The 21,505-nt window shown below is 46.8% G+C and carries 14 protein-coding genes and 1 other annotated feature; of the genes, 1 reads left to right on the plus strand and 13 read right to left on the minus strand.

Going from position 1 to position 21,505, the window contains the following annotated elements:
* Positions 1–291: 291 nt before the first annotated feature.
* From FYJ45_RS07060 to hflX, 11 genes are all read right to left on the minus strand, one after another.
* Positions 292–1,728, minus strand: a complete 1,437-nt coding sequence (locus tag FYJ45_RS07060; RefSeq protein ID WP_154464035.1) for a M20/M25/M40 family metallo-hydrolase — start codon at positions 1,726–1,728, stop codon at positions 292–294.
* 82 nt (positions 1,729–1,810) lie between these two features.
* Positions 1,811–2,521: a hypothetical protein gene (locus tag FYJ45_RS07065; RefSeq protein WP_154464036.1), complete on the minus strand. Its 711-nt coding sequence runs from the start codon at positions 2,519–2,521 to the stop codon at positions 1,811–1,813.
* A 15-nt stretch (positions 2,522–2,536) separates the two neighbouring features.
* The gene (locus FYJ45_RS07070; protein ID WP_195841706.1) at positions 2,537–3,277 is read right to left on the minus strand and encodes a DUF5058 family protein; all 741 of its coding nucleotides are present in this window, start codon (positions 3,275–3,277) and stop codon (positions 2,537–2,539) included.
* 106 nt (positions 3,278–3,383) lie between these two features.
* Positions 3,384–4,580, minus strand: coding sequence for an acetate kinase (locus FYJ45_RS07075; protein ID WP_154464038.1), 1,197 nt, complete (start codon positions 4,578–4,580; stop codon positions 3,384–3,386).
* Between the two features lie 337 nt (positions 4,581–4,917).
* A complete protein-coding gene (gene proS / locus FYJ45_RS07080) occupies positions 4,918–6,348 on the minus strand; it encodes a proline--tRNA ligase (protein ID WP_154464039.1) in 1,431 nt (476 codons plus the stop codon).
* A gap of 138 nt (positions 6,349–6,486) precedes the next feature.
* Positions 6,487–6,774 (minus strand) — a binding site (T-box leader).
* A 305-nt stretch (positions 6,775–7,079) separates the two neighbouring features.
* Complete coding sequence (locus tag FYJ45_RS07085) at positions 7,080–7,997, minus strand: Rpn family recombination-promoting nuclease/putative transposase (RefSeq protein WP_154464040.1); 918 nt, start codon at positions 7,995–7,997, stop codon at positions 7,080–7,082.
* Positions 7,998–8,339: 342 nt separating this feature from the next.
* Complete coding sequence (locus FYJ45_RS30465) at positions 8,340–10,232, minus strand: ABC transporter ATP-binding protein (RefSeq protein ID WP_154464041.1); 1,893 nt, start codon at positions 10,230–10,232, stop codon at positions 8,340–8,342.
* Positions 10,229–12,061, minus strand: coding sequence for an ABC transporter ATP-binding protein (locus tag FYJ45_RS07095; protein WP_154464042.1), 1,833 nt, complete (start codon positions 12,059–12,061; stop codon positions 10,229–10,231). The genes FYJ45_RS30465 and FYJ45_RS07095 overlap by 4 nt, the downstream gene beginning before the upstream one ends.
* Positions 12,062–12,211: 150 nt before the next feature.
* Positions 12,212–12,958, minus strand: a complete 747-nt coding sequence (locus tag FYJ45_RS07100; protein WP_207708400.1) for a sensor histidine kinase — start codon at positions 12,956–12,958, stop codon at positions 12,212–12,214.
* A 1-nt stretch (position 12,959) separates the two neighbouring features.
* Positions 12,960–13,685, minus strand: a complete 726-nt coding sequence (locus FYJ45_RS07105) for a LytR/AlgR family response regulator transcription factor (RefSeq protein WP_154464043.1) — start codon at positions 13,683–13,685, stop codon at positions 12,960–12,962.
* A gap of 119 nt (positions 13,686–13,804) precedes the next feature.
* Positions 13,805–15,103, minus strand: coding sequence for a GTPase HflX (gene hflX, locus FYJ45_RS07110; RefSeq protein WP_154464044.1), 1,299 nt, complete (start codon positions 15,101–15,103; stop codon positions 13,805–13,807).
* Between the two features lie 631 nt (positions 15,104–15,734).
* Here hflX and FYJ45_RS07115 point away from each other — a divergent pair.
* Positions 15,735–15,944 carry a DUF6951 family protein gene (locus FYJ45_RS07115; RefSeq protein ID WP_195841707.1) on the plus strand — a complete coding sequence of 70 codons (210 nt, stop codon included), beginning with the start codon at positions 15,735–15,737 and terminating at the stop codon, positions 15,942–15,944.
* 447 nt (positions 15,945–16,391) lie between these two features.
* Here the strand turns inward: FYJ45_RS07115 and FYJ45_RS07120 are convergent, their stop codons facing one another.
* Together FYJ45_RS07120 and FYJ45_RS07125 are read right to left on the minus strand one after the other, a co-directional pair.
* On the minus strand, positions 16,392–21,116 hold the full coding sequence (locus FYJ45_RS07120) for an InlB B-repeat-containing protein (protein ID WP_154464045.1): 4,725 nt from the start codon (positions 21,114–21,116) through the stop codon (positions 16,392–16,394).
* Complete coding sequence (locus tag FYJ45_RS07125) at positions 21,113–21,379, minus strand: hypothetical protein (RefSeq protein WP_195841708.1); 267 nt, start codon at positions 21,377–21,379, stop codon at positions 21,113–21,115. The genes FYJ45_RS07120 and FYJ45_RS07125 overlap by 4 nt, the downstream gene beginning before the upstream one ends.
* Positions 21,380–21,505 lie beyond the last annotated feature (126 nt).

The following is a 21,505-nucleotide window of genomic DNA, read 5'->3' on the forward strand; positions in this document are numbered from 1 at the left end:
GTTAACTAGGTTAAGCGGTTAACTAGATTATAGAACAATTATGCGCATATTGTCAATATACTTCTTTATAATTATATTTTTATATAAATTATGTACAATTACTAATTTCAAATATCTAAATTCTGCCTATTATTTTAGTGTATTATTACACCTCATAAAAAAAGAAACAAGACCGGAATTATGCACAACACCAAGTTGCATACACACCACCAGTCCTGTTTCTCCTAAAACAATAATATAGAAATAGCCCTTCAATTTTCTTCAACACACAAAACATGCCGAACCGACTGACTAATTACGAATGATCTTCTTATAGAAATCAACCCCCATGGGAAGCGCTCCGATATAAATATTTTCATTTACCCCATGAATGCTTTCATACTGCTGCTTATTAATATAAAGCGGCGCAAAACGGATGCAGTTATCACAAATATCCTTATAATATTTGGCATCGGTTCCCCCGGTCATTACATAAGGGCTGACGCCGACTCCCGGATAAATTTCATGGATGGCCTGTTCCACCTTCTTAAAGGCATCGCCTTCATAATTTACCACAGGGCAGGGGTAGTCCTTATAAATGACCTCGGTTTCCAAGTCATATCGTTTTGCTTTTTCACTGATTAATTCAATGCTCTCATCCGTAGACTGGTGCGGTATAAAACGCAGGTTTGCCGTAACAAAAGCTTCCTGCGGCAGCACATTCAGCCCATCCGCCCCTTTTGCCATAGTGAAAGCAATGGTGGTATGCAGCATGGCCGCGCCCGGAGGGCTGATAACGGGCATCAGCTTCTTCAGAAGCGGTTTAAACAGCCACAGGTTGGAAAATACAAGCTTCATCCCGAAATTCATATTGGGTGTAACGCGGCGGAACATTTCCAGCACAGTCGGATTGAATTCACTGGTGAAGGGATCCTGCTTCTCCACATCCGTAATGAATTTCCCAAGACGGACCAGCGGCGTATTTTTATCGGGAGCGCTGGCATGGCCGCCTTTGCCTTTTGCAATAAACTTCAGATCTCCGTAGCCCTTTTCCAGGACGCCTACCATCGCATACGTTCCCTTTACGCCGCCGATTGGCTCCTCCATAATCATGCCGCCTTCATCGATCAGCAGGGAAAGCTTTATGCCCTGATTTTTCAGGTATTCCACGGTAAGGGGCGCGCCTTCGCCGCTGAACTCCTCCGTACAGCTGCTGGCAATATATACGTCCCCCTCAGGCTGGAAGCCTTCCGAAATCAGCTCCTCCACCGAACGGAAAATGCAGTACAGGCTGCCCTTTGTATCCACAGTACCGCGCCCCCAGAGCTTTCCCTCCCCGTCAATATAACCGCTGAAGGGTTCATGCTCCCAGCTGCCGTTGGCCTCCACCACGTCCTGATGGCTCATAAGAAGGATCGGCTCCGCCTTTCCCTTCCCGCTCCATTTGAAAAGAAGACTGCCGTTGAAAACATGTTTTTCACAGGTTTTATGTACCAGTGGAAAAAGCTCCTCCAGGATTTCATGGAACTCATAATATTTGGTTTTGTCTGAATCAAAACGGCTGGAAACGGTTTCCTTCTGAATCATTTTCGCAAGCTGTGATCCGTACTCCTGCGCCCTTGGCCCCTTGTCCAGCTCCACAATGGCGTTCATGGCCTCTGTGGGCTGCCTGCTGCACGTCCTCACCACAAGAATAGCAGCGAGCACCAGAATAATAATAAAAATCCCCAGTAATATGCTTCCTGTCATATACTTCTCCCTCCTTTTTTTACAGCTTCCGTTTTGCCTCCGGCTGTTACGGTTCCAAACGGACACAACCCTCAGCTGTTGCTTACAGCTTTCCTTTCCTGAACAGAATCCACCCAATCAGCAGTGCCATCCCGCCTGCCGGAATCATCAGAAGGCTGGTCTGGGAAATGGCTGCGGGCACCAGTACACACAGCAGTGTCATGGACAGTACCGGAATGGCCGCAATTTTCGGGCTCTTCATAAAATATTTCAGTCCCAGCGCACCGAACAGGGCGGGCACTACATTGTCAAAAGCCGGCACAAGCACGGGATTTTCCAGTACCGGGCGGAGCGGAATCATCAAAATGACTCCCGCTACGATAACCAGTGTGGTAACGATGGCGCTGGTTGCCACGCTGATGGTGGAAATAATCTCATTTTCCGGTGTCCCCACCTTTGTTTTGGCGATATCCCTGGCATTCATTGCACAGGGGATCTTCATATTCGTCACATTTCCCGTGATAAAGGCCAAGTAGCTGCCGCCAACGCCAAGCATGGGAGTATATACCAGAAATTCCACAATGGCTACCGGGATATAGATGATCCCCACCTTGGCAAAGCCTACCAGAAAACCCTTCAGGCTGGGTGTTACTCCATTGATTGCCCCGATAACAAAGGGTACGCCCACCAGCAGGATAATACTCACGATCAGCATACATCTGCCGATGCGGTGAAGTCCCTTGTTAAAATCCTCCAGAAAGGCCTGCTTCTGTACTTCGCTGCCCTGTGGCTGCTGCATCTTTTTTTCTTCCATTCTTTTCACTCCTCCCTAAACCAGGCTCATGATTACAGCAGCGGCCATACCCGCCAGCATGCTCACCGCCATGCTGAAGTTATCCAGCACGGCCATGCCCTTTTTGTTGGTGAAATATTCAAATACTGCCATAAACGCTGCCGATACGGCGGCAACAGCAAGTGGTACATAATTTCCGCTGCTCGTCAACGTGCCCACATAAGAGCCGATATAAGCGCCGCACAGCCCTACAAACATACAGGTGGTTGCATGGTCGCCGAAGCCGGGCTTGCCTTCCGTTTTTGCTTTGGGGGCCTTCTGGATTTTGCCCAGATATTTTTTCAGGAAAAGGATGCAGCAGATGACGCCGCCCAGAATCCCAATCGTCATTACCAGAGAAATGGTTACAAAAGCTGACATGCTCATTTCGGAAAGCTTCAGACCGGACAGGCCGATGCTCTGCGCCGCGATTTCAGCGACGTTAAGCTCATACTGGAGCGCTCCGATAACGGACAGGCGCAGCCAGGAAAAGGGCACTCCCAGCGTTCCGCTCAGGGCGATGACGCCCAGAAGGATGCTGATGCTGGGCAGTATGGTAAAGGTAGCGCTGGAAATAATCGCTCTTTTGAGCACCTTTTTATCCATTCCTATCGCCAGGCCCGCCCGGTAGCTCTTTATCAGATAAACAAAACACATTATCGTAATAAAAAGAAGGACGCCGGCAACCAACAGGTAAAAGAACCCGGAATTTACACTTGCTATATATTCGTTGTTCATAAATACGTTCTCCTTATGGGAAGCAGGCTGCATTACCGGCGCTGCTCTTTTTTCAGAGAAAAGGGGCGCCTGTATGGCACCCCTCATTCTCATCAGATCATGATGCTCATTTTACGAGTCTGACTGTTTCACGGGCGATGGCCAGCTCTTCGTTGGTGGGAACCACCATGGTAACCACTGCGCCGCCTTCGTCGGAAAGGATGATTTCCTCGCCCCGTACTTTATTTCTTTCCGGATCGATGTTGGTGCCGAGATAACCGATGTATTCTCCGATCATGGCACGAACCTCCGCATTGTTCTCACCTACACCGGCTGTAAATACGATAACATCCACGCCGTTCATGGCCGCTGCATAGGCGCCGATATATTTGCCTACACGGTAGGCATAGGCCTCCAGCGCATGCTTTGCCTGCTCATTTCCCGACTCAGAAGCCTGGACCAGGTCACGGAAGTCACTGGAATATCCGTCGGAAAGCCCAAGCACGCCCGATTTTTTATTGCATACATCGATCACCTGGGAGGCTGTCATACCTTCCTTTTCCGCCAGGAAGGAAATGATGGCGGGATCTAGGTCGCCGCTGCGGGTGCCCATAATCAGGCCCTCCAGCGGTGTCAGTCCCATGGAGGTATCCACGGATTCCCCGTATTTTACAGCGGATACGGATGCTCCGTTGCCTAAGTGGCAAACGATGATTTTCAGATCCTTTCTGTCTTTTCCCAGTATTTCGGCAGCTCTTTTTGATACAAAATCGTGGCTGGTCCCATGGAAGCCATAGCGTCTGATTTTATATTTCTTATAATAATCGTAGGGCAGGCCGTACAGGTATGCTTTTTCCGGCATGGTCTGATGGAAGGCTGTGTCAAATACCGCGACCATCGGCACACCCGGCATAATTACCTGGCAGGATCTCACGCCGATAAGGTTGGCCGGGTTATGTAACGGCGCCAGATCATTGCAGTCCTCTATGGCCTTAATTACTTCATCATTGATGATCACGGAACCGGAGAAATTCTCTCCTCCATGCACCATACGGTGCCCTACGGCATCTATTTCCGTCAGGGAACGGATGACTCCCACCTTCTCGTCCGTAAGCTTACTGATAACCAGCTTGACCGCCGCTGTATGATCAGGCATTGCCGCCTCTTCCTTCACCTTTTCCCCGCCGGCCGGCTGATGGGCGATGTTGCTGCCATCTATGCCGATTCTCTCACATAACCCCTTCGCAAGCACCTCTTCCCTGTCGCTGTCAATCAGCTGATATTTCAGGGAAGAACTGCCGCAGTTAATAACCAAAACCTTCATCTTCCAATTTCCTCCTACAGATTATTTCCGCGGACAACGAGTCAAACGGATGCACTCGCAGAGAACCGAAGGTTCTCTTGTCCATTTGGCGACTTGACTTCCGCCGGCCCTTGGGCCTGCCTTTGGCTCGATCCTATGAGAATATTCTATCATACTTTTTTCTGGATGGGAATTATTTCAAACTTATCCCATTACATTATACTTCGTTGCTTCACCAAAGTAAACAGCGGCAAATTTCAGACTGAAAAAGCCGAAGGATGGAATTACCTTTTTCCTTCCTCCAGCTTTTATCATATAATGCAGCCTATGGCTGCCTTTATTTATTCAAATTCGGAAATCAATATGCTCTTCCCCAGTAAACCATCCTTTTGGCCGGTTTTCCGCAGCAGACACATGTATGGGAAATCTGCTCCTGTTCAAAGGGCATACAGCGGCTGGTTGCTGCGAATTTTTCCTTAATGGTATCCTCGCAGGCCTGGTCGCCGCACCACATGGCCTTTACGAAGCCGGGCTTGCTGTTCAGTATTTCCTCCAGCTCCTCCATATTCCGCGCCGTATAGGTATGGGAATCCCTGTGGGCGCGGGCGCGTTCCAGCATATCCTTCTGAATCTGCTCCAGAAGCTCTCCTGCCTTTACTTCCAGCTCATCCAGGGCAACCTCAATCTTTTCCCTGGTATCCCTGCGGCAGATGACGCACTTTCCTGCTTCAATATCCTTGGGGCCGATTTCCACACGGATCGGGATGCCACGCATTTCCTGCTCGGAGAACTTCCATCCGGGGCTCTTATCGGAATCATCCACCTTTACGCGGAAGTTGCCCAGTCTGTCCCTGAGCTGGTAAGCAGTATCCAGAACGCCTTCCTTCTTCTGCTGGATAGGGATGATCATGATCTGGGTGGGCGCTACTTTGGGCGGCAGTACCAGTCCGGAATTGTCACCGTGTACCATGATGATCGCGCCAATCAGGCGAGTGGTCATTCCCCAGGAGGTCTGGTAAACGTATTTCAATGTATTGTCTCTGTCCGTAAACTGGATGCCGAATGCTTTCGCAAAGCCGTCTCCGAAATTATGGCTTGTCCCTGACTGCAAAGCTTTTCCGTCATGCATCAGCGCTTCGATAGTGTAGGTGGATTCTGCACCTGCGAATTTTTCCTTATCCGTCTTACGTCCTTTAATTACGGGCATGGCCAGAACCTGCTCGCAGAAGTCCGCATAAATGTTCAGCATCTGAATCGTGCGCTCCTCCGCTTCCTCCATAGTGGCATGGGCGGTATGTCCCTCCTGCCAGAGGAATTCGCGGGAACGCAGGAACGGCCTGGTTTCCTTCTCCCAGCGGACAACGGAGCACCACTGGTTATATACCTTCGGGAGATCTCTATAGGAATGAATGTCATTTTTATAAAAATCACAGAAAAGGGTTTCTGAGGTGGGACGCACGCACAGGCGCTCCTGCAGCGGCTGAAGCCCTCCGTGGGTTACCCATGCCACCTCGGGCGCAAAGCCCTCCACATGATCCTTTTCCTTCTGCAGCAGGCTTTCCGGTATGAACATGGGAAGATATACGTTCTCCACGCCGGTTGCCTTAAATCTCTCATCCAGCTGCTTCTGGATCAGCTCCCAGATAGCGTAGCCTGCCGGTTTGATAACCATGCAGCCCTTTACGCTGGTATAGTCGATCAGCTCCGCTTTCTTTACTACGTCGGTGTACCATTGGGCAAAATCTTCATCCATGGAAGTTATTGCTTCCACCAGTTTCTTGTCAGCCATTTCTTCTTCTCCTTTTCTTACAATTGCATTTGCTTTTACGGTTCAGTTCCTTCACAGCATGCATTCCGGCGCCTGTCCGGATTCTGCCGTCAAAAAAACCGCCGTTTTCCATCCCCGCCCAGATTCCCAAAACCTGGACAAAGGGACCGGAAAACCGGCGGTACCACCCTGTTTAATACGCCTTCGCGTATTCTCTCAACTGCTCCGTTAACGCCGGATTTACGTTATGCTTGGGGAAAGCATATGCCCAAAATGTAACTGTCCGTTTCCCACACACAGTCACTTAAAAACAACTCTTCACGGCATGTCTTTCTTTCGCATAAGGCTCCGAGGCCGGTTGGGCCGCCGCTTTACAAAAACCTTCCACCTGTGGTTTTCTCTCTGCTGAAAAGCTTACAGCTTACTTTTCCTCTTCTTTGCCAAATCTGTATACGTATTGATATTAGGCGAAATGCTGGGTTTTGTCAAGCATTTAGGGTATTTTCAATCTTGCATTGTAACAGTTCAGGTTACTGTTCACTCAGTACTGTGCATTTACTGCACAGTACGTAAGAAAGTGATTCAAGAGTGTATAAATCCCATTGCCGTTGGCAATTTTTAATGGATTTATACAGTTACTGGTCACGGAGTGAACAGTAACAACAGTTCAGCCTTCGGCCGAACTGTTACTGCATCCGCCCATGATAAGTCGCCTTTGGCGAGGGGCGGATGCCTGCTGGCATTATGTTTTCTCACGGTTTGCGCAGTGAATGAGCAAACCTGCCTGAACTGTTACCTTGCATTTTCAATCCTTCCGTATGTTTTTCTACAAGCACTATGGCGTCACTTTCCGACAGCCCGAATCTGTTTACCAGCTTTTCAATAATCTGCTGTCTGCTTTTTCCTTCTTCCAGATTATCTGAGATAAAAATCTCTATCCCCTTATTCATCCCCTTCTGCAGCCCTTTTTCGAACCCTTCTTTTTCGCCCTCCTGGCGCACATACTTCTCCCTCGCCTTCCGGTCCCGTACATCCTTCATATGCGCTTCATAATGGGCGCGCAGCCGCTTGCTCAGACTCATAACCTTCACCTCACGAATTGCTTCAAGAATCCCTGCATTTTCTGTCTTTATCATATCCAAATCCTCCTCGCTTTCCGCATTAAACAGACGAATCCAGTCATTCATCCGATTCTGTCCCACCAGGTTCTTCCTTAATTCCAGCGTATGTATCTCCATCATATCGGAGTATGGGATCCCGTTTTTGTCCCTGAAAAGATATACGGTGTGGTATTCCGGGCCGTCACTCAGGTTGAAATCCAGGATACTGATGGCCACGCAGCGCCTGAGCCGGGAATAATCTTCCCCCTTATTCGCCTCCGCCGTAAAGATCTTTGCAAGATAAAACAGCTGCCGTTTGTCCCAGTCGGCGCTGGCCTTTACCTGGATTTCAATATTAATTTTGATATTATTGTTAAGCTCAATCAGCACATCCAGAATCCCCTGCTTCTGGCCGCGGTACCGCTTCCACAAAAACGTATTCAGCAGCCGGGAGGAGCGTATTTCCTCCACTGGTATTTCCAGTATATCGCTTAAAAAATGGTTGCGCACTACCTCATTCCGGAAAAGCTCCTTTGCGCAATAATCGTATTTGGGTGATATTATTTTCACTCTCTGCACTCCTTTCCAATACGGAAAGGATGGAAAGAGTGATCTTCTGATATTATTATACGCATTCTTTCCGTATCTCTCAATCTTTTTTCAGCTGGTTAATGAAACTTTTGGCGAAATGCCGTTAAAAAATATGATATAAGAATAATTAGGGAAAGTGACTTTTCCCGATGAAGTTACTATAACAGAAATCCCCTTCCTATACAAGCTGGTTGTTTAAGAAGTATTTTTTAAAACCGTCCAAAAAATGTTGTTAATAACTGTAACAGTCCGGAAAAAACAATCCGGCTATCTGAAATTCAAATTTCAGGACAGCCGGATTTCCGTTTTCCTCATTCTTACTTATGAGACATATACCGGTTCCATTCCAAGCGTATCCTCTTCCTCCGTATGCTCTGCGTAGTACTGCGCCTGTGCGTTCCACAAACGTGCATACAGACTGTCTTCCCCGGCCAGTAGCTCCTCATGTCCGCCCCTCTGGACCAATCGTCCTTCCTCAAAGACTGCAATATCATCGCAGAACCGGCAGGAGGAAAGGCGGTGGGAAATATAAACGGCGCTCTTGCCGCCCACCAGCTTTTCAAAACCCGAATAAATCTCATACTCTGCAATAGGATCAAGCGCAGCCGTCGGCTCATCCAGGATAATAAAGGGCGCATCCTTATATAAGGCCCTGGCCAGCGCAATCTTCTGCGCCTCCCCGCCTGATATCTCCACACCATCCTTATCAAAATCCCGGTATAAAGGCGTATCAAGCCCTCTGGCCATTTCCTTCAGCCTGTCCCCGAAGCCGATCTGCCCCAGGCTGGACGCCGCCCTTTCCCGGTCTATATCCACAGCCGCAGCCACATTCTGTCCCAGTGAAAAAGAAAACAGCCGGAAATCCTGGAATACCACGGAAAACAGTTCCAGATATTCCTCATAATTATATTTGCGGATATCGATTCCATTCAGAAGGATTTCTCCCTCCGTGGGATCATACAGACGGCAGAGAAGCTTGATAAAAGTGGTTTTGCCGCTGCCGTTTCTCCCGACTACGGCAAGATGCTCACCAATCCGCAGCTTCAGGGAAAGATGCCGCAGCGCCCAATCTGAGGAACCAGGATACCTGAAGCTCACATCCCTGAATTCTATTTCAAATTCATTGTCATCCCTTTTTTCCACAGGAATGCTGCCCTGATATTTCACAGGCCTGGAATCAAGAATCCCAAGATAATTTTCAATAAAAGGAGTCTCTCCCCGCAGTTCCGCCAGGCCGCCGGCCATCTCGGAAAAACCTCCGGTAAACTGTGTCACAGCCCCCACATACTGTACTATCATTCCGGCGCCGAAGGCGCCTGCAATGGCTCTCGCCCCTATGAAAAAATAAACACAGCCGCTCAGAAGCATGCCCAGGCCCGCCTTCATCATTTCATAAAAACCGGTAAGAAGACCCTTTTTTCCCAGCCTGTCTATATCCAGGGACTTTTTCAATCCTTCCAGAAGAAGCTTTTCTTCCCCATAAAGACGAATCTCCTTCCCATATTTATATTGCGTACATTCTCCAGAATAGTAAGCAAAACTCCGGTTTCCCTCCATGAATTCCTTATAAAACTGCATCTCCCTTTCCGTCTGCCTGTGATTCAGGCACACAGTACATACCAACGCTCCAGCCAGAAGAAGCAGCATCAGCAGGGAAGCCAAACCAGAGGTAAAAAAAGAGGTCCCCCCACCATAATCCAGAAAAGCCGGTACAGCAAAAACAACCGAAGCCGCAATGGTGCAAATCCCTTTCACCATCCTCTGCACATTGTAGATTGTCCCCCAGCACAGGGCTCCATCCATCGTCCTTCTTTCCAGATAGTACCTTTTCTTATTCTGATATCCCGCATCTCCCAGGTTTTCAAAGTCGGTCTTCAGGAATGTATCTCCCACACTACGCAGTTCCTTCCACATCACCTTACTCTGGGCGACGCTGTTTATTTTCCCGATTCCCTGTGAGAATAAAAAAATGGTCAGGTTGCATATAAGCGTAAGCAGTACATAGCTTCCCAGCCTCTGCGCATCCCTGCCTCCTATCAGCTCATTCAGGATTCTGGCACTGAAATACAGATTCACAAAAGGACCGGCAACCTGCAGCATGGCCTGCGCTGTTACGCACCACCAAAGCTCAGGCGCAAAGCCGTGGTAAATTTTGATCAGGCGCAGCAGCAGATGCATCTGATATTTGTAGCGTTCCCTTTTTTCCGTTTTCATACCACAGGCCTCCCTTCCGCTTTTTTCTTATAATAATGGCTCTGAACCTCATACATATGGGCATAAGCGCCTTTGGCCGCCATAAGCGCTTCGTGATTCCCCGTCTCCGTAACCCTTCCGTTCTCAAGAAACAAAATACGGTCGCAGAACCGGGTGCTGGAAAGCCTGTGGGAAATATAGAGTGAAGTCCTTCCTTCTGTCAGCTCCCCATAGCTTTGATAAAGTTCATTTTCAGCGATGGGATCCAGTGCGGCCGTAGGTTCATCCAGGATAACAACAAACGCCTTTTTATACAGTGCCTTTGCCAGCAGAAGCTTCTGCCTTTCCCCGCCGGACAGCTCTACCCCATCCTCATTCAGCTCCCGGTTCAGCAGGGAATCCATTCCATAAGGCAGCTTTTGTACCCTGTCCCACAGGCCTGCCAGCTCCAGGCAGCTTTTAACCCGCTCCCTGTCCATATCCTCCATGGCGCCCGAAACATTCTGGGCTATGGTAAAGGGCATGAAATTTGCTTCCTGGAACACCACGGAAAAAAGCCGATAGTACTCATCCCTGCTCAGCTTCGACATATCCTTACCATTAATCATAATTCTTCCTCCGGTAGGATGATACAGCCCGCACATAAGCTTGACACAGGTTGTTTTCCCTGCGCCGTTCAAACCCACCAGCGCCAGCTTTTCACCGGCCCTGATATGGAAATTCAGATCACGAAGCGTATCCGCCTCCGCGTCCGGATAACGGAAAAAAACATGCTCAAACGTAATATCCACGGGCCTGTTTCCCTCCGTATCCAGGCATTCCTTCCCGTCATTGACAAATCCGTCCGGCATCTCCAGGAAATCCCGGAATTCACAGCACTGTACGCTGAAACGGTTGATTTTTTCCACCTGTTTAGTGATATCGTTAAGCCACTGGGAAACTCCTGCCACCGCGCCGAAATACATGGTAAAATCCCCCGGGGTAATGCTGCCCTCCAGCACCATACGTATCAGCAGCAGATAGCATGCGCCGTCACGCAGAAGATTCAGAATCCCTTGCAGTACATCATCCGCGAACCACCACAGCTCATTTCTTGCACACAGCTTTATCATGGCCGGAAAATATATGGAAAACAGTCCGCCGAACCACCGGCTGATTTTATATATCCGCAGATCCTTCCCCGCGGCAAAGTCTGTGGGGGCAGCAAACAGATAATTCAGCTTCCGCTCCAGATCCGCCGATTCATCCCGGATTCCAAGCTCCAGCTTCTTAATAATCCGGCCCGCAATATATATGAGCGCGGACATAAGCACAAGCGCCGGAAGCACTGCAGGATGAATGGATGATACAATTCCCGCGTAGATAATCAGGCCCAGGGCATCTCCGCAGATTCCCACAACACAGTCCACTACCGCTTCCCCGCCCGCCGAGCTCTGATATAGAAACTGCAGCGCCTTTTCCTTTTTCCTCTGACCGCCGCTGCTTTCAATATTTGGAAAATCCGTGGTAAAAATCTTTTCCGCCCACAGATACATATAATTCATCCGGTTTTTCAGCCCGATGGCAAAAAGCTTTCCCTGTGCAATGTATTTGTCATACATGTGCAGGGCGCACAATAATGCTGTAAAAATCACAAGAGTTACCGCCAGCCTCCCATAGGCCGCCCCTTCCGTTACGCAGTTGATTACCTCTCTTGGAAGCAATATTCCCATCAGCGGAATCAGTACTACGCACGGTATTCTGGAAAATGCCTGTACCAGCCCCCTGCTGTCCCATCCCCACCATTTGGAAAGTGCATAGCGCAGGTTTTGCAGCGTAGTATACGTGAGCTTTTTCTTCTTCTCTTCCATATCCTTTTCACCATCCTGTTTCCTTTTTATGTCTGGGATAAGAATAGCATTTTCTCCCGGTAGAAATAAAAATCGTGCACAAGCGGTATTCCCTCATGCACGAATGGTTTTTATAAACAGCCCCTAATTTTTATAAACAGCTCCTGGTTTTTACAGCGGCAGCATAACCTCGGTTGCAAACACGCCCTCTTCCGTCTGGCGGTTTACATACCCTCCGTTCTGTTTTACAATACCGTCTATCCTCATCAGGCCAAAGCCAAAACGGGCCTGTTCATCCCGGCCGCTTTTGGAAGAAAGGAAACGGCCTCCCGTTTTTTTCAGGTTATCTCCTGCGGAGTTGGTGACGGAAATATACAGCTGCTGCTTCATAACCCCTATGTAAACCCGCAGGAATCTCTTTTCCGGCTCCTCTATCCTCATGCAGGATTCGATGGCATTGTCCAGCAGATTTCCCAAAATGGAGCAAAGATTCACATCGGAAACAGCCATGTGCTCAGGCACCCTGGCCTTTGCATTGACCGCTATTTTCCTCGCCCCGGCAAGCGACAGCTTACTGTTTAAAATAGCATCCGCCATCACATTTCCCGTCTTTAATACCTGATCCACGCTGTTCAGATCCTCGTTCAGGTTCTGCAGATACCCCTCCAGGCGCTCCGTCTCCCCATTCTGTACGAAAACCAGCATGGTCTGGATATGATTCTTAAAGTCATGCCTCCACCCCCGCATCTGGCGGTACATATTTTCCACTTCATCCACCTGCCTGCTGATCAGATCATTCTGGAAGCCTTCAATCCTTCGGTCCACCAGACAGGTCAGATACCACCTGAAAAGAAAGAACAGCCCGATCCCCGCCAGAATAATTCCCAATCCGCCTGCGGCTGCCATCCAAAGTTTCATCTCATACCTCCTGCTCTTCCCTTAAATAATAAGAAACAAAGGCCCGGTTTACCTCCGGGAACAGCCGCCGGCTGATGGGTATGGCTGTCCCGTCATCCAGCAGAAGCTCCGTTTTTTTCAGCCGGGCCGCAAATCCAAGTCCCGCAATATAGGAGCGGTGGCACCTGACAAAACGCCCACCCTCCAGCTGCTCCTCCAGGGCGCGGATTCCACACCGCACCTGTGCAGTCTCACCCTTGAAATGTATCTGCACGGTATGGGCAAAGGCTTCAATATATGAAATATCCTTCTGGAAAACACGTACCCGTTCCCCTTCCACTGTGGTAAGAAGCAGATAGCTTTCCTTCACATCCTTTTTCACAGCCTTGTCCAGACATTGAAAAAGCTTGTCCTTTTTTACCGGCTTCAGCAGATAATGAAGGGCCGCCACATCATAGCCCTCCTCTATGTAATCAGGAAGCGCGGTGATGAAAAGTATTTCCAGTTTTTCATCCATTTCCCGCAGATACTTAGCCAGTGAAACACCGTTTTCCCCCTGCATCTGAATATCCAGGAGGATCAGCCACCAGTCCTTTTCCTCCTCCCAGGCAAAGCGGAAGGCTTCCGCGCTGGGAAAAATCTTAATCTGTACCGGCAGGCCGGAATTGGCGGCCCATTCTGCCACATATTTTTCAAGCATACCCGCCTGCTGCGGTTCATCATCACATATGGCTGCCTTCAGCAACATCTTTTTGCTCCTGTTCCCTGTCTTGTAAGGCGCCGCTTTCTTATATGAAAGAGACGCCTTAACCAGTTATATGAAATGCTTTAAATAACAGTCCAGCTTTCGGCAGAACTGTTACTGCTTTAATCCTCCAGGATCAGATACTCCTTGTATTTGGCGTAATCACTTTCCCGGCAGCTTACGAACAGCCTTACTCCCTCGGCCAGGTACTCCTGGCTGATAACCGTCGCATGATCGTTAAAATAGCCCACTATCTCCCCTTTTTCATAGGGAATGAGGAAGGAGCCTTGCCTGTTTCCTGAAAAAACCCTTTCCTTAATTATCCGCAGAAGCTCCTGCAGCCCGCATCCATCCAGGGCCGACATGAAAATTTTATCCCCGTCAACCTTGGGCAGCTCACCTTTCTGCATAACCAGATCCGCCTTGTTCATCACATAAATACAAGGTATTTTTTCAGCTCCCAGCTCCCGCAGCGTTTCCGCGGTCACCTGCATGTGTTCCCTGTAATGCTCATCAGAAACATCCACCACCTCAAGCAGCAAATCCGCATACCGGACCTCATCCAGGGTGGAACGGAAAGCCTTTACCAGGCCATGGGGCAGCTTGCTGATAAACCCGACCGTATCAGACAGAAGAAAATCCTTTTTATCATTCTGCGTGATTTTACGCACTGTGGTGTCCAGGGTGGCAAAAAGCATATCCTTTGCCATTACCATTTTTTCCTCTTTCCCCACATAGGTCTCCACCATTTTATTCATCAGTGTGGATTTCCCCGCGTTTGTGTAGCCTACCAGCGCCACCTGCGGCAGCGCGGACTGATTCCGGCGCTTACGCTGCGTATTCCTGTCATGCTCTATAGCTTCCAGCTCCCTGCGAAGCTCGCTAATCCGCTTTTCTATTTTTCTTCTGTCCAGCTCAATCTGCTTTTCACCGGTACCCTTATTGCTGAGGCTGCCGCTGGCGCCGGCCTGCCTGCCCAGCGCTTCCCTCATCCCTACCAGACGGGGCAGCATATACTGCAGGTTGGCCGATTCCACCTGAAGCCTGGCTTCCCTTGTCTTCGCCCTGCGGGAAAAAATCTCCAGGATCAGGTTGGTTCTGTCCATAATAGGCACCCCCACCTCCTTCTGCAGGTTTTTCAGCTGGGAGGGGGAAAGCGTTTCATCAAAAATCACATAATCCAAATCCATCTGGTCAACAGCTTCCTGTACCTCACGTACCTTTCCGCTTCCAATATAAAATGCGGGATTCGGCGTTGACAGATTCTGTTCTACAATAGCCGCAACCTCCATCCCACAGGCCTCTGCAAGGCTTTCAAGCTCCTCCATCGCTGTTTCAAAATCCGGGTTATCATCAATATTTACTCCCACCAGAAGGACACGGGAGATATCCGTCTGATCTATATTATTTATTTCGTTCATTCTATCCTCTTTTCCGCGCCGCTTTGTAATTTGCTGCAGGCTCGAACAAAGCCCCAGGCTTGCGGCAGCAGCGCAGACACAAACCTGTTATCTATATGCTGCTTTTATTTTTCTTCCTTAATCTGATAAATTTTTTAATCCACATGCTAAACATATCTGTCGGAACTGTAAAATACATTTAACAGTCCCTTACCTCCTTTTTCTCATTTTCAGGTACAAAAAAAGAGATTGCTCCCCGCAGTATCCGGGAAACGGCAATATGCCCGGACTCCTGCCTGTAAGAAACAAATATTATTCCCCATATATATGGCAGCATACAAAAAAATCCCGCAGCTGTCCGGATTCCTGACAACTACAGACTTCTTTCCGCACCAGCGGTATCTGTTCCCGGCCGATTGCGGAAGGCTACTGTGCCATATATTTTATTCGGGAATAACTATCTGAATCTTATTCTAATAATCAATCTCTCTGACCTCTGTTTTTCTGAATATTTGATTGTAAGTACCTGAAAATGTAATTACATTCTCATGATAGTTTGGAGAATGGCTGTTGTCAAGATAATTATTTGAAAACTGAGTAATATAAAATGTCCAGGCAACAGTACAGTTATCCCGACTGATGCGTTTATCCTGTGAATATACAAATGATGGAGGAACTGGGAGACACCTTTGATGCCTTTGAGCTTTGCCTTACGAAACCGGGACAGGGTCCGTTGTTTGAATATGCGGGAGATCATTTCCCGATTCATGCAGCCTGCCCTGTAATTGCAGGAATCATCAAATGTGCTGAAGTGGAATGCAAACTGGCTCTGCCTAAGGATGCGCAGATAAAGTTTATTTGAGCATAACAGACTCCCCTGCCGACTCCGGAGTCGGTTATGAGTCCGGATAAATACCAAGGCTGACGGGGTGCATTCTTGCTACCGGCGATACATTTTCTATTCTACATAGCGTACTGAATTAGCTGACTAAATAGCCTTCTTTTGGGTATGTCTCTTTTGATTTCACTAAAGGGGTATTCCGGGTTACTCCTGCAAGCAGATATTTGTGTATCAGTAATATCACCCGTCCATCTCTTATCGTCCGCGATAAGACCGAAATCAGCTTATTGCGTCAAAAAACTTTATAAGTCCATGCTCACTACTATCCAGCTAAAGTCTTCCCGATATCGGGGTGGAATCCAGGCTTTCACTGGTTAGAATGTATGCCCGCCGGGCGTTCAATAGAGGGGGCCATTGCCTGTCGGCAATGGCCCCCTCTGAATTACTTACTTCTGTAATAACAATCCGTCATTTATCTTCTTTTTTACGTTTTTTTGCTGTCAGTGCCAACGTCAGAATCGCTCCTGCAATTACAAACGTCCATCCTGCGATTGGAGCTGTGTCGCCAGTCCCGGGACCCTTACTTTCACCGAGAATACCTACCTCTGCCCCGCTGTCAGGCGCTGCGGCCTCACCAAGAACCGATATTTCAGGCTGAACGGGAGCATATGCTTCACCCAGCACGGAAGTTGTAGGTTCCGGAGTCGTTCCGGGTGTCTGATCACCGGTGGTCTGATCTCCAGGTGTCGGATTGTCAGGAGTCGGGTTATCCGGAGGGGTAACAGGGTTGGCTGCAAAGTGTGCAGTATAAGCCGCTTCTACATTCATTCCGTCTATCTTAGCCGGCACAAATGCTGCATCCGTACTTACCACTTCTCCAGCTTCATTGGTCCAATTTACAAAATGGTATCCATTATCCGCAGCCGCTTCAGAACCCTTAGCCACGCCGGTCACTGCATTTAAGGTTTCACCGGCATTGCTTACAGTACCATTTGCATCAGCATTGTAGGTGATTGTGATTGTGTTTTCAGTATAATAAACGTATACAATATCACCTGTTTTTACTGTCTGCGGCAGCTTCGGGGAATCTGATTTCTGTGTATAGCCTGTGAAACTCTTGCTTTCTACTGATGTTACTTCGTAGTCATCAGCGTTTATCCAGATGCTTACGGTCTTATCTACAGTATCAAGTACTTCTCCGCCTTCTACCTGGTATACTACCTGATAGCTCAGGTTCTTTGTTGCTTCTTCATTCTTTTCGTAAAGGACATAGATCTTGTCATTGTCTTTTACTGTCTGCGGCAGCTTCGGAGAATCTGATTTCTGCTTATAGCCCGTAAAGGCCTTACTTTCTACTGTTTCTACTTCATAGTCGTCAGCATTCACCCAAATATTTACGGTCTTATCTACAGTATCCAGAACCTTTCCACCTTCTACCTGATACACCACCTGGAAGTGCAGTTCCTTCGTTTCTTCCTCATTCTTTTCATAAAGAACATATATCTTATCATTATCTTTTACTGTCTGCGGCAACTTCGGAGAATCAGTTTTCTGCTTATAGCCCGTAAAGCTCTTGCTTTCTACTGTTTCTACTTCATAGTCATCAGCATTCACCCAAATATCTACGGTCTTATTTACTGTATCAAGCACTTCTCCGCCTTCTACCTGGTATACTACCTGATAGCTCAGCTTCTTTGTTGCCTCTTCATTCTTTTCGTAAAGGACATAGATCTTGTCATTTTCTTTTACTGTCTGCGGCAGCTTCGGAGAATCAGTTTTCTGCTTATAACCCACAAAGGTCTTGCTTTCTACTGATTCTGCTTTATACTCATCAGCATTTACCCAAATATCTACAGTCTTATTTACTGTATCAAGGACCTTTCCACCTTCTACCCGGTACACCACCTGGTAGTGCAGTTCCTTCGTTGCTTCCTCATTCTTTTCGTAAAGAACATAGATCTTATCATTATTTTTTACTGTCTGCGGCAGCTTCGGAGAATCAGTTTTCTGTTTATAGCCCGTAAAGGTTTTGTTTTCTACTGTTTCTACTTTATACTCATCAGCATTCACCCAAATATCTACGGTCTTATTTACTGTATCAAGGACCTTTCCACCTTCTACCTGGTATACTACCTGATAGCTCAGCTTCTTTGTTGCCTCTTCATTCTTTTCGTAAAGAACATAGATCTTATCTTTCTCTTTTACTGTCTGTGGCAGCTTCGGGGAATCCGCTTTCTGCTTATAACCCGCAAAGGTCTTGCTTTCTACTGATTCTACTTTATACTCATCAGCATTCACCCAAATATCTACGGTCTTATTTACTGTATCAAGGACCTTTCCACCCTCTACCTGGTATACTACCTGATAGCTCAGCTTCTTCGTTGCCTCTTCATTCTTTTCATAAAGAACATAGATCTTATCTTTCTCTTTTACTGTCTGCGGCAGCTTCGGAGAATCCACTTTCTGCTTAAAGCCCGCGAAGCTCTTGCTTTCTACTGATTCTACTTTATACTCATCAGCATTCACCCAAATATCCACGGTCTTGTTTACTGTATCAAGCACTTCTCCACCTTCTACCTGGTATACTACCTGATAGCTCAGCTTCTTTGTTTCGTTTTTATTCTTCTCCCACTGCGCAAATAAAGCGACATTCTTGTACGGCATAAAAAACACATCTTCTGCCTTATACTTTACTTTTCCAGCCGCAGTTTCACTCCAGCCAAGGAAAGTATATCCATTCCTTACCGGAATTTTGGAAGAAACAGTAACGTTACTTCCACCTTTGTACATACTGCCGGAGGGTACATTAGATACTCCCGATGCATTCCCATTATATGACAGCTGATAGTTCTTAAGCCTGTAATATAAAGCAAGTGTTAAAGAACCATCATTCAGAACCTTTCCGGCCCTGACCGTACCCTCAACCGAATAATCCACCTCATAGCCTTCATAATTTTTAGGTATTGCGAAAGCGGTGGCTCCCGGCTTACCAATCAGCGTCTTTTCTTCCTTCAGTTCGTATTTGCCTTCTGCAGTTTCAATAAAATGCCGTACATTATAGCTTGCTGCTTCATTTTTTGGCAGCCATTGGGCAGTAAAGGTAATTACCTTGTCTGCCGCCAGTTTAGATATATTATCCGCCGTCAGTGTAACCAGTTCTTTTGCAGAATAAATCTTTCCTGTACTGTCGCCTTTCAATTTCCATCCTGCAAAAACATAATTATTTCTGGCAGGGACTTCCGTACTGACAAAAATTTTATTCCTGCCATTTACCAACGCGTAATTATCCTTATCGTAAAATGAGGAATTTCCGCCATTAGCATCGTAAAAAACACGATACTCAATCGGTACAGCCTTCAGATACACTGTTCTGTTCTTTTGATCTGTATTATTTGTGTAATGGAATTCGTGAGTACACCCTAAATCAATGGCCTGCTGCTTCCCTGAATAATTATTTTTATTGATATTGTCTATAATTTTAAAACCTGTTCCTTCAGAACTGAAGTGAGGTTCATATCCCGGCTGTGTTTTCGCATAAAAAACTGCAACCTTTCTTTCAGATAAATTATAATTGAATTTTACCACGGAGCCGGGATATATTTTTTCCAACCCGTTTCCATTCCAATAATAAACATCAACACCTTCAGCCTGAACCAATGCAATTTCGTATGCGCTGTTTTTCCTTAAATGGCCTTCCACATCCAAATCCTGCTTAATATTACTGATGCTGATTTTATACTGATAGGCATATCCAGCATTACTTCTGGAAACAGCAATCTCCATTCCATCAATTTCAGTATTAGCCGTATTATTATTAGCCGGAATTTTTACATGGACTCCGTTAACCAAAAGGTACGTCAGACCATAATTTTTATCCGGGGTTCTAATCGTGCCGGTCCAGGTTCCATTATAATCGGCATTGTCATTTCCGGTAAACGTTCCATTTTCACTGTTGGACGATAAACTTTTTGTGATTGTAAAAACATTCTTTTCAATGAAAGATACTGCTATAATTAAATCCTCTGTTACTTCAGCTACTGTATAGGTTCCGTCCTTTTGCGCCGTAGCCTTTTCTCCATTAATGGTTACTTCTTTAATTTCACAATCTTTATTTGGGACAGGGGTAAATGTATAGGATAGCTTTGCTCCCTTATCCCCCGTAATTACCTTTTCCCCTTTAATGTAGCCTTTTTTATCATCATATACAAAGGAAATATTGTATTTTTGTTTTTCCAGCTCATAGTTCAGCTGAATTTCGGAATCCCCTAACTCCAACGCGGATTCCCCATCTACACTATAATAATAAATGCCTTCATAAATACCAACAAAAACAATCTCCGTATTGCCAATCGTTGCATTAATAAAAGAATAACCTTCATAATCAGGGGCATTATTGGCAATTGTTCCTAACGGAATCTGATTTACTGTAGATCCCGGCCCTTCCTCACCATTAAAATTATAAGTGACCTTTACCATTTCGTTTGTCGGAGCCTTCAGCATTCTAAACGTAATGATAGCCGGTTTAACCTCTTCCTGTATTGTCTCTTCCTCAACAGCGATCACTTCAATTGTAATATCAGATTCCGGCTTTACTGTGTAACAGCCATTATCAGGAGTAATTATATTTCCTTCTGTTTTTACTGTAAAAGACTCTCCCTCATCTGCTTCTACGAAAAAAGAAATTTCACTTCCTTTTTCCACAGCTACTGTTTCGTCTATTTCATTGCCGGAAGCATCTTGAATCAGTACATTGCCTTCTTTATGAAAACTCACGGTCCATGTACTGTTTTCACTTTCAACATTTTCTACCTGAGTTTTATCGGATACTGTTTCGGTACTTTCTTCAGATATAGTCTCAGTACTTTCTTCAAAGACTGCCTCGGTATTATCTTCATCCGTTTCAACAGCAGGGCTTTCCGTATTTTTAATTGCTTCCTGCACAGAATCATCCTTTGCCTCCGTATCTTCAGGCTGTGATGGATCTGTCTCTTTTTTCTCTGACCCCTCAGATATATTATCCTCTGTATTGTTCAGATTAGCTTCGTCTTCCTCTGATACTTCTATGGTTTCGACTGCCGCCTTTTCTCCCTCTGCAGCTGTAATTGTCAGCCCATCACTGCCAATCGTCGTTACAGTTAAAACGAATGCAAGCAGAAATGCCCATATTCTCTGAGTGCTCTTTGCCTTTTTCATATACTCGATCTCCTCTCTGTTTTGATCCTTCTAATATTTTCCTTACCTTTATCAGTCACTTTGTACCCCGCTTCCGGCGCTGCCGCCTGAACTGCGCTGTCCATCAACTTTATCAGCTCCAGAGAACTTCGGAAATATTTTGTAACTCCTCTATCTGTCCAGGTAATTGAACCCTGCCAGGTATCATTTTTCCTGTCGGTGATACGAATGATAAAGGAAGCTCCCTGACTAATTTTTTTTTTGAAGTTCTGTTCATCCTGCACCGTACTGCCTCCCGGATTCGAAACATACTGTTTTATGGTCCGCTTCAATAGCGTTACATCAGCTGCTTTTTTTCATGTGTTAACCTGATTATAAAACCATATGTGTTACACTAAGCGTTACATTGT

Origin of the sequence: Eisenbergiella porci, assembly GCF_009696275.1 — a bacterium.
GTDB classification, from domain to species: Bacteria; Bacillota; Clostridia; order Lachnospirales; family Lachnospiraceae; genus Eisenbergiella; species Eisenbergiella porci.